General features: G+C 69.8%; 3 protein-coding genes, 1 tRNA gene, 1 rRNA gene and 1 pseudogene. 5 read left to right on the top strand and 1 reads right to left on the bottom strand.

Annotation, left to right across the window (positions count from 1 at the left end; translation table 11 throughout):
- The 3 genes and pseudogenes from rrf to ACZ6BG_RS36510 form a co-directional block, all read left to right on the top strand.
- Nucleotides 1-91 (top strand): 5S ribosomal RNA (gene rrf / locus ACZ6BG_RS36520); the annotation flags it as partial.
- Nucleotides 92-182: 91 nt separating this feature from the next.
- Nucleotides 183-869 (top strand): annotated as a pseudogene (locus ACZ6BG_RS36515) (DegT/DnrJ/EryC1/StrS family aminotransferase); the annotation flags it as partial.
- Between the two features lie 106 nt (nt 870-975).
- Nucleotides 976-1,048: transfer RNA gene (locus ACZ6BG_RS36510), tRNA-Thr, on the top strand.
- Nucleotides 1,049-1,139: 91 nt separating this feature from the next.
- Here the strand turns inward: ACZ6BG_RS36510 and ACZ6BG_RS36505 are convergent.
- Complete coding sequence (locus ACZ6BG_RS36505) at nt 1,140-3,800, bottom strand: SpoIIE family protein phosphatase (protein WP_469009949.1); 2,661 nt, start codon at nt 3,798-3,800, stop codon at nt 1,140-1,142.
- A gap of 264 nt (nt 3,801-4,064) precedes the next feature.
- Here ACZ6BG_RS36505 and ACZ6BG_RS36500 point away from each other — a divergent pair, with 264 nt between their 5' ends.
- Nucleotides 4,065-9,599, top strand: a complete 5,535-nt coding sequence (locus ACZ6BG_RS36500; RefSeq protein WP_469009947.1) for a HAMP domain-containing protein — start codon at nt 4,065-4,067, stop codon at nt 9,597-9,599.
- 309 nt (nt 9,600-9,908) lie between these two features.
- Nucleotides 9,909-10,592, top strand: a complete 684-nt coding sequence (locus ACZ6BG_RS36495; RefSeq protein ID WP_190119327.1) for a response regulator — start codon at nt 9,909-9,911, stop codon at nt 10,590-10,592.
- The last annotated feature ends 40 nt before the right edge of the window (nt 10,593-10,632 follow it).

The following is a 10,632-nucleotide window of genomic DNA, read 5'->3' as shown; positions in this document are numbered from 1 at the left end:
GCCCGGTTACATTCCGAACCCGGAAGCTAAGCCTTACAGCGCCGATGGTACTGCAGGGGGGACCCTGTGGGAGAGTAGGACGCCGCCGAACTAAAATTGATAAAAGAGCTGGTCCCTGAACTTCGGTTCAGGGACCAGCTCTTTTTTGTTGCGCGTTACTCCCCGTTCACGTTGCGCGACCAACATCCGCAGACATGGGAACACTTGCGATGCTGCGAGCCGCAGGAGTCGGCAGCGGGGACGAGGTCGTCGTCCCCGCCTACGGGAACGCCGAAGTGGCCGAGGCCGCCGTGCTCGCGGGCGCCATGCCCGTGTTCGCGGACATCGACCCACGGACGTACTGCCTCGACCCCGATGCGGTCGACGCCGTCGTCACCCCCCGAACGGCCGCCGTGGTCGCCGTGCACCGCTTCGGGAACCAGGCAGACATCGCCGGGCTGCACGCCGTCGGACAGCGGCACGCGCTCCTCGTACTGGAGCACGCGGAGCCGGACGCGCCGCGTGACGGGATCGCGCAGCGGCAGGCGTACGCCTCGTATCTGAACGGGCGTCTCACCGGAGTGATAACGCCGGCCGGAGGAGCCGCACACAGCCACCAGTACGTCGTGCGGGTGCCCGGGAACGGGCGGCCGGACCGTGACGCGTTCGCGCGCGCCGTACGGGCCAGGGGAGTTGACTGCCGCGTACCCGTGAAGACGCCGCTGCACCGGACGCCGAAGTACTGGCGGGACGTGGAACTGCCGCAGACCGAGCGGGCCGCCGACGAGACGCTCGCGCTGCCCGTGGACGCCTCGTTGACGCGGCGGGAACTCCAGCGGATCGTGTCGGCGTGCAACGCGCTCGGCGGACTGCTGCAGCCCGCATTCTGAATCCGGCCAGTTCCTCGGCGCACGAGGAGACGGCGGTTCTGAGGCGCCCGATGTTCGGGTATGATCTATTCCGTTGCCGCGCGGGAAACCGTGCAGAACGCAACTGGCCCCTATAGCTCAGTCGGTAGAGCGTCTCCATGGTAAGGAGAAGGTCAGCGGTTCGATTCCGCTTGGGGGCTCAGAGATTGAAGGAAAGAAAGAAGGCCATCGTCCTGGGGACGGTGGCCTTCTCTGTTGTGTGCCCCCTCCTGCGGAGGGGGCGGTCATCGGTCAGTCGTCGAGGCCTGAGACGCGCATCGCCAGGATCGCCATGTCGTCCGACGGGGCGTCCGACGCGAAGCGCTCCACCGCACGCATGATGCGGGCCGCCACCGCGCCCGCCGTGAGCCCCGTGCACGTCGTGAGGACATCGGCGAGACCGTCGTCGCCCAGCATGCGCGTGCCCTCGCGGCGCTCCGTCACACCGTCCGTGACGCACAGCAGGACATCCCCGGGATCCAGGGTCACCGTCTGCTCGTACAGCTCCAGGTCGTCCATGACGCCGAGCAGGGGCTGCGGCTCCGCGTACGGCTCCACAGTGCCGTCCTGGCGCAGGCGCAGCGGCAGCGGATGGCCGGCACAGACGATCTTCAGGACCGCCGAGCCGTCCTCCTGGGGCCACAACTCGCCATACAGGAGCGTGAGGAAGCGACTGCGGGCGCCCTCGTCGAGGATCGCCGCGTTCAGGCGCTCCAGGACCGCGGGGCCGCCGAAGCCCTCGCGGGCCAGCAGGCGCAGGGCGTGCCGGGCCAGGCCCGTGACCGCGGCCGCCTCCGGGCCCGTGCCGCAGACGTCGCCGATCGCGAAGCCGTACGCGCCGTCGCGGATCGGGAAGAGGTCGTAGAAGTCACCGCCGACCTCGTTGCCCTCGCCGGCCGCGCGGTAGATGACCTCCACCTCCACACCCGGGACCTGGGGCAGGCCGGGCGGGAGCAGACTGCGCTGGAGGGACTGGCTGATCGCCATGCGCTCCGAGTACAGGCGGGCGTTGTCCAGGGCCAGGGCGGCACGGCGGGACAGGTCCTCGGCGAGCTCCAGGATCTCCTGGCGGAAGTGTTCGTCGGACGGCTTGCCGAGCACCAGCATGCCGATGACGCGGTTGCGGGCGACCAGGGGCAGGACGACCGTCTCGCCGCCCACCGCGGAGGCCGTCGACAGCGTCGTGCCGATGCCCGCGCCGACCGTCATCGGCTCGCCGAGGCCGAGGTTGCGCATCGACGTGCGCAGGGCCGCCTGGTGCGCGGCGTCCGAAGGGGCCGTCCAGACGCGGGCGCCCGGGGTCGGGACCGGGTCCGGCGGGGCGACCTTGGCGAGGAGGGCCTTGAGGCCGTCGATGCGCTCCTCGTCCTCGTGCAGGACGTACGAGAGATACGGCTCCGATGCCTGGTCGGCGATCGTGTAGACGGCGCACCACGTGGCGAGCGTCGGGACGGTCATCTGGGCCATGAGGGCCAGGGTCTGGTCGCGGTCGAGGGTGCCCGCGAGCAGGTCGGAGGCCTCCACGAGGAAGGACAGCGAGCCGCGGCGCAGCCGTTCCAGCTCGCCGAGGCGGGCCGACTCGACGGCGAGTGCGATGCGGTCGGCGGCGAACTGAAGGCGCAGGGCCTCTTCGTTCGAGTACCGGTCGGGGGCCTCGGCGGCGACACCGAGCGAGCCCGTGAGGCGGCCCTCGACCTTCAGCGGGACCGTGACGACCGAGCGCATGCCGGTGCTGTTGAGCAGCGGGACGGCGCCCGGGACCACCGTGAGGTCCTCGTGGACGGCCGGGAGGCGGGCGGAGCCGTACCGGCCGGGGCCCGCCTCCACGGGGACGCGGGCGAAGCGCTGGCGGGCCGACGGCAGGCCCGTGGAGGCGCGGACCTCCAGCTCCGTCTCGTCGTCCGTGGCCAGGAGCAGGAAGGCCGCGTCGCCGTCGAGCATGTCGCGGGCGCGCTCGACCGTGCGCTGCAGGAGACCGTCCAGGTCCTCAGGGGCGGGCGAGCCGATGAAGACCTCGAAGGGGTCGGCGGCGCGCGGCTCGCTGAGGGTGCCGGGCTCGGCGGAGGGGCCGCGCAGCGGGGTCTGCAGGACGGCGCGCTCGTCGTCGCGTACGAGCAGGCAGACCGTGGAGGGCTCGCCGTCGGTGTCGCGCACGCGCAGGTGCGAGGCGTAGACGGGGATGACGCGGCCGCCGGAGTCGCGGATGCCGTAGCTGCCCTCCCAGCGGGAGAGCTGGAGGGCGTCGGCGATGCCGGTGCTGGTGCCGGGGGTGTGCGGCCAGGCGGCGAGGTCGGTGAGGGGCTTGCCGGTGACCTGCTCGGCGACGTACCCGAAGAGTTCCTCGGCGTCCTCGTTCCACGCCGAGATGGCGCCCGCGCGGTCGATCTGGACGACGGCGACGCGGACGCGGCCGTCGGTGATCGGGAGGAGGTCGGCCGGGAGCGCGGGGCCGGCGGCGCGGGTGCCGACGGGGCGGTCGGGCAGGTTGAGTTGGAACCAGACCTGCTTGTGGGTCGAGGTGTAGTCGACGCCCCAGCGGGTGGCGAGCGCGGCGCAGAGCTGGAGGCCGCGGCCGCCCTCGCGGTCGGGGCTGCCCATGGTCGCCGGGGAGTTCTGGAGGGGGATCTCACGCTCGGGATAGTGGTCGGAGACCTCGATGCGGACGGCGTCCTCGGTGCGCAGACACAGGACGTCGGCGGCGGTGCCGGCGTGGACGACGGCGTTCGTGACGAGTTCACTGGTCAGAACGACCGCGTCGTCGACGATGTCGGAGAACCCCCAGCCCTGGAGGGTGTCTCTGACGAACGAACGGGCCGTCGCGACGGAACGCCCGACGGGTTCGAAAGTCGCAGCCGCGCGCGCGGTGATCACAGAGCTCCTCGTCCGTTGTCCCCCGGGAATCTGCAGTCCCATGGTGCGGCCGCCCCTCCGATGCCCGCTGTTTATGTGTGCCACCGCCCTGGCCGGGCAGGACCGGGGTGGTTGGACAGCCGGATGCCAGGTTACTTACCTTCGCCGTCCAAGCTGATGCCGGTCGCCAGTGTTTCCGCCCGGAGGGTGTGCGGACGGTGTGCGAAGCTGCCGAACTGTTATGGCCTGGTTCGGCCATGGTGAAACACTGGGCAGGCTTCCAGATGGAGCCCCAGCAGTACGGTCGACCCTTGCGGGAGGGACACAGTGGAGTCTGGCGCTGCGACGCGTGCCACCAAGACGCGCGCGAAAGACGGACGGTCCCTGAGCAGTCAGCGCAAGCCGCGGAACGGGACGACGGCCACGGTGGACGCCGCGGCCCTCAACAGGCTGCTCGTCGCCCTGGTGGCGATGCGGGACGGGAACTTCCGCAAGCGCCTGACGGTCTCGGGCGACGACGTGATGTCGGAGATCGCCGCCGTCTTCAACGAGGTCGCCGACCGCAATCTCCACCTCACCGGTGAGCTGTCGCGGGTACGGCGCACGGTGGGGCGTGAGGGAAAGCTCACAGAGCGGCTGCAGGGCGGGGCCATGGAGGGCTCCTGGGCGGCGGCGATCGACGCCTCGAACGCCCTCGTGGAGGACCTCGTACGGCCCGTCTCCGAGGTCGGCCGGGTGCTTTCGGCGGTTGCCGAGGGCGACCTGGAGCAGCGCATGGAGCTGCGCGCGGAGGCGGACGAGGGCAACGGCCATCCGCTGCGCGGTGAGTTCCTGAAGGTCGGGCGGACGGTCAACAACCTGGTCGACCAGCTGTCCACGTTCACCGACGAGGTCACGCGGGTGGCCAGCGAGGTCGGCACGGAGGGCAAGCTCGGCGGGCAGGCCCGGTTGCGCGGTATGTCCGGTTCGTGGAAGGACCTCACGGACTCGGTCAACACGATGGCGTACCGGCTGACGGCGCAGGTGCGCGACATCGCCCTGGTGACGACGGCGGTCGCCAAGGGCGATCTGTCCCGCAAGGTCACGGTGCATGTGGCCGGCGAGATGCTGGAGCTGAAGAACACCGTCAACACGATGGTGGACCAGCTGTCCTCGTTCTCCTCCGAGGTCACCCGGGTCGCGCGGGAGGTCGGCACGGAGGGCGAGCTCGGCGGGCAGGCGCAGGTGCCGGGTGTCGCGGGTGTGTGGAAGGACCTCACCGACTCGGTGAACCTGATGGCGGGCAACCTGACCGCGCAGGTGCGGGGCATCGCCCAGGTCACGACAGCCGTCGCGAACGGCGATCTGTCGCAGAAGGTGCGGGTGAGCGCGCGCGGCGAGGTGGCCCAGCTCGCGGAGACCATCAACCAGATGACGGAGACGCTGCGGACGTTCGCGGACGAGGTCACGCGCGTCGCCAACGAGGTGGGCGCGGAGGGGCAGCTCGGCGGGCAGGCCAATGTGCCGGGCGCGGCCGGGACGTGGAAGGACCTGACCGACTCCGTCAACACGGTCTTCAGGAACCTGACGACGCAGGTGCGGGACATCGCGCAGGTGACGACGGCGGTGGCCAACGGCGACCTCTCCCAGAAGGTCACCGTCGACGTCGCGGGCGAGATGCTGGAGTTGAAGAACACCGTCAACACGATGGTGGACCAGCTGTCGTCATTCGGCGCCGAAGTGACGCGGGTGGCGCGGGAGGTCGGTGTCGAGGGCGAGCTCGGCGGGCAGGCGCAGGTGCCGGGCGCCGCCGGGACGTGGAAGGACCTCACCGACTCGGTGAACACCGCCTTCCGCAACCTCACCGGGCAGGTGCGCAACATCGCGCAGGTGACGACGGCGGTGGCCAACGGCGACCTCTCCCAGAAGGTCACGGTCGACGTCTCCGGAGAGATGCTCCAGCTGAAAAACACCGTGAACACGATGGTGGACCAGCTGTCGTCGTTCGCCGACCAGGTCACGCGGATGGCGCGGGACGTGGGCACGGAGGGGCGGCTCGGCGGCCAGGCGCGCGTGGACGGCGTCAGCGGTACGTGGAAGGAGCTCACGGACTCCGTCAACTTCATGGCGGGGAACCTGACTTCGCAGGTGCGCCAGATCGCCCAGGTGACGACGGCGGTCGCCCGCGGTGACCTGTCGCAGAAGATCGACGTGGACGCGCGCGGGGAGATCCTGGAGCTGAAGAACACCATCAACACGATGGTGGACCAGCTCTCCGCGTTCGCCGACCAGGTGACGCGCGTGGCGCGGGAAGTGGGCACGGAAGGGCGCCTTGGCGGCCAGGCGCAGGTGCCGGGCGTCGCCGGTGTGTGGCGCGACCTGACCGACTCCGTGAACGGCATGGCCGGGAACCTCACGGCTCAGGTGCGCAACATCGCGCAGGTCGCGACGGCGGTCGCCCGCGGTGACCTGTCGCAGAAGATCGACGTGGACGCCCGGGGCGAGATCCTGGAGCTGAAGAACACCCTCAACACGATGGTGGACCAGCTGTCGGCCTTCGCCGAGCAGGTGACGCGGGTGTCCCGCGAGGTGGGTACGGACGGCATCCTCGGCGGACAGGCCGAGGTGCAGGGCGTGTCGGGTACGTGGAAGGACCTGACGCAGTCCGTGAACGGCATGGCGAACAACCTCACCCTCCAGGTGCGCAACATCGCCGAGGTCACGACGGCCGTCGCCATGGGGGACCTGTCCAAAAAGATCACCGTCGACGCCAAGGGCGAGATCCTCGAACTCGTCACGACCGTGAACACGATGGTCGACCAGCTGTCGTCGTTCGCGGAGCAGGTCACTCGGGTGGCCCGTGAGGTGGGCACGGAGGGCAAGCTGGGCGGCCAGGCACGGGTGGTCGGCGTCACGGGCATCTGGAAGGACCTCAGCGACAACGTCAACCTGATGGCCAACAACCTGACCATGCAGGTGCGCAACATCTCGCAGGTCGCCGCGTCCGTCGCCAACGGTGACCTCACGAAGACGGTGACGATCGAGGCGCGCGGCGAGGTCGCGCAGCTCGCGGACACCTTCAACACGATGGTGAAGACGCTGAGTTCGTTCGCCGACCAGGTCACCAAGGTGGCCCGTGAGGTGGGCACGGACGGCATCCTCGGCGGCCAGGCACGCGTCCCGGGCGTGTCCGGTACGTGGAAGGACCTCACCGAGTCCGTGAACGGGATGGCGTCCAACCTGACCGGGCAGGTGCGCAACATCGCGATGGTCACGACGGCCATCGCCAAGGGCGACCTCACCAAGAAGATCGACATCGACGCGCGCGGCGAGATCCTGGAGCTCAAGACCACCATCAACACGATGGTCGACCAGCTCTCCTCGTTCGCCGAGCAGGTCACCCGGGTCGCCCGCGAGGTGGGCACCGAAGGGCAGCTGGGCGGTCAGGCGCGGGTGCGGGACGTCGACGGGACCTGGCGGGACCTGACGGAGTCCGTGAACGAGATGGCCGGGAACCTCACCCGGCAGGTGCGCGCCATCGCGGCCGTCGCCACCGCGGTGACGCGCGGCGACCTCAACCTGAAGATCGACGTGGACGCGGCCGGCGAGATCCAGGTCCTCCAGGACAACATCAACACGATGATCGCGAACCTCCGCGACACCACCCTCGCCAACAAGGAGCAGGACTGGCTCAAGGGCAACCTGGCACGGATCTCCGGCCTGATGCAGGGCCGCCGCGACCTGGAGGACGTGGCCTCGCTGATCATGAGCGAGCTGACGCCGGTCGTCTCGGCGCAGCACGGCGCGTTCTTCCTGGCCATGCCGACCGACGACGCGAGTGACCTCGGCGGTGACGAGGACGCGTACGAACTGCGCATGCTCGGCAGCTACGGCTATTCGATGGGGTCGATGCCGACGTCGTTCCGGCCGGGGGAGACGCTGATCGGCACGGCCGCCAAGGAGCGGCGCACGATCCTCGTGGAGAACGCCCCGTCCGGCTACCTGCGGATCGCCTCCGGGCTCGGTGAGGCGCCCCCGGCGCAGGTCATCGTGTTGCCGGTGCTCTTCGAAGGCAAGGTGCTCGGCGTCATCGAGCTGGCGTCCTTCCAGCCGTTCACGCACATCCAGAAGGACTTCCTCAGCCAGATCGCCGAGATGATCGCGACGAGCGTCAACACCATCAGCGTCAACACGAAGACGGAGATCCTGCTCAAGCAGTCGCAGGAGCTCACCGAGCAACTGCGGGAGCGCTCCGCGGAGTTGGAGAACCGGCAGAAGGCGCTGCAGGAGTCCAACGCCGAGCTGGAGGACAAGGCGGCGCTGCTCGCCCAGCAGAACCGCGACATCGAGGTCAAGAACACCGAGATCGAAGAGGCCCGGCAGGTCCTGGAGGAGCGCGCCGAACAGCTCGCGGTGTCGATGCGCTACAAGTCCGAGTTCCTGGCGAACATGTCGCACGAGCTGCGCACCCCGCTCAACTCGCTGCTCATCCTCGCCAAGCTGCTCGCCGACAACGCCGACGCGAACCTCACGCCCAAGCAGGTGGAGTTCGCCGAGACGATCCACGGCGCGGGCTCGGACCTGCTCCAGCTGATCAACGACATCCTCGACCTGTCGAAGGTCGAGGCGGGCAAGATGGACGTCAGCCCGACGCGCATCGCCCTGGTCCAACTCGTCGACTACGTAGAGGCCACTTTCCGGCCGCTGACCGCGGAGAAGGGCCTCGACTTCTCCGTACGGGTGTCGCCGGAACTGCCGGCGACACTGCACACGGACGAACAGCGCCTCCTTCAGGTGCTGCGCAACCTGCTGGCCAACGCGGTGAAGTTCACCGACTCCGGAGCGGTCGAACTGGTCATCCGGCTCGCCAGCAACGACGTGCCCGACGCCATCCGGGAGCAGTTGCTCGAAGCCGGGTCGCTGCGGGACGCCGACGCCGATCTGATCGCCTTCTCCGTGGCCGACACCGGCATCGGCATCGCGGCCAGCAAGATGCGGGTGATCTTCGAGGCCTTCAAGCAGGCCGACGGCACGACCAGCCGCAAGTACGGCGGCACGGGCCTCGGTCTGTCGATCAGCCGGGAGATCGCACGACTGCTCGGCGGCGAGATCCACGCGGCCAGCGAACCGGGGCGCGGCTCCACCTTCACGCTGTATTTGCCGCTGCACCCCAGCGAACTGCCGCCGCAGGGCTACACCCAGCTCCCGCCGCCGCCCACGGCTCCCGAGCTGCCCGCACTGGAGTCCCTGGAGTCCCTGCAGTCCCTGGAGGCCGCCGCGGACGAGGACGGGCGCCCGGAGTCCCAGCCGCCCTCCGCCACGCCCCCGCAGGCGGCTCCTGGCCCCGCCGCGCTGTTCCGGCGCCGCCGCCGGGGCGCGCCGCCCGCCACGGGTCCGGCGCGGGCGGTCCCGGGGCAGCCCGCGGCCGGGTCCGGCGCGGGGGCGCCGGAGCAGTGGCAGGAGGGCGCGGGGCAGGAGGCTCCGGCCGCGCGGGTGCGCATCCAGTTCGGCGGCGAGAAGGTGCTCATCGTCGACGACGACATCCGCAATGTGTTCGCGCTCACCAGCGTCCTGGAGCAGCACGGCCTGTCCGTGCTGTACGCGGAGAACGGCCGGGAAGGCATCGAAGTCCTGGAGCAGCACGACGACGTGACGGTCGTCCTGATGGACATCATGATGCCGGAGATGGACGGCTACGCGACGACGACGGCGATCCGCCGCATGCCGCAGTTCGCCGGGCTGCCGATCATCGCGCTCACGGCGAAGGCCATGAAGGGCGACCGGGAGAAGGCCATCGACTCCGGGGCCTCGGACTATGTGACCAAGCCGGTCGACCCCGATCATTTGTTGTCGGTGATGCACCAGTGGATGCACCGGGAGTGACCCGCCGGCCCTGGCGCGGCGGGAAGCCGACTCGGGTACGGCGGGAGGGCGGCTCGCGGTCGGTGCGAAGAAGCCGCACCATTACGCGGAGTTGCTGACAGAGTGTGGCCGACGTCGTGTAGAACTGCGGTATTCGGGGAACCTTCTGGTCCGCCGCTGCGTTTCTGCTACGTGCACAGTGACATCGCGGTGACAGGGTGTGGCGACAGGCGGGGTGCGGCTACCATGACCGGCACAAGGGCGGACGGCGCAAGGGAGCCGTCCCCTGGGGCGGCGCCCGGTGTACCGCCGGGGCGAGGAGGGCGGGCCATGGTGCAGAAGGCCAAGATCCTCCTGGTCGATGACCGGCCGGAGAATCTGCTGGCGCTGGAGGCCATCCTCTCTGCGCTCGATCAGACGCTGGTGCGGGCATCGTCCGGGGAGGAAGCGCTCAAAGCGCTGCTGACGGACGACTTCGCGGTCATTCTGCTGGACGTCCAGATGCCAGGAATGGACGGTTTCGAGACCGCCGCGCACATCAAGCGGCGGGAGCGGACCCGGGACATCCCGATCATCTTCCTCACCGCGATCAACCACGGCCCGCACCACACCTTCCGCGGGTACGCGGCCGGTGCCGTGGACTACATCTCCAAGCCCTTCGACCCGTGGGTGCTGCGCGCCAAGGTCTCGGTGTTCGTCGAGCTGTACATGAAGAACTGCCAACTGCGTGAGCAGGCGGCGCTGCTGCGGCTCCAGCTCGAAGGCGGCGCCAAGGCCGCGGCCGCCGAGGCCAAGGAGCCCGCCGGTCTGCTCGCCGAGCTGTCGGCGCGCCTCGCGGCCGTCGAGGAGCAGGCCGAGGCGCTGTCCAAGCAGCTCGACGACGACTCGGCGGACGCCGCCGCCGTCGCCACGGCAGCCCATCTCGAACGCAAACTCACGGGTTTGCGCAGGGCTCTTGACGCACTGGAGCCGGGCACGGGCAGCGGCGCCCCTTCGGTGCCGTCGCAGAACTGACGCGCGCGGGTCCCGCCCGCCCATTGTGAACACCCGTCAG

The organism is Streptomyces sp. NPDC041205 (assembly GCF_055591765.1).
The sequence above is the reverse complement of the archived record's forward strand: the minus strand, read 5'-3'. Positions and strand labels throughout refer to the sequence as shown.

Bases quoted from the DNA above. Each gene is read 5' to 3' on its own strand.
- ACZ6BG_RS36505 (WP_469009949.1), bottom strand. From the start codon at position 3,800: ATGGGACTGCAGATTCCCGGGGGACAACGGACGAGGAGCTCTGTGATC.
- ACZ6BG_RS36495 (WP_190119327.1), top strand. From the start codon at position 9,909: ATGGTGCAGAAGGCCAAGATCCTCCTGGTCGATGACCGGCCGGAGAAT.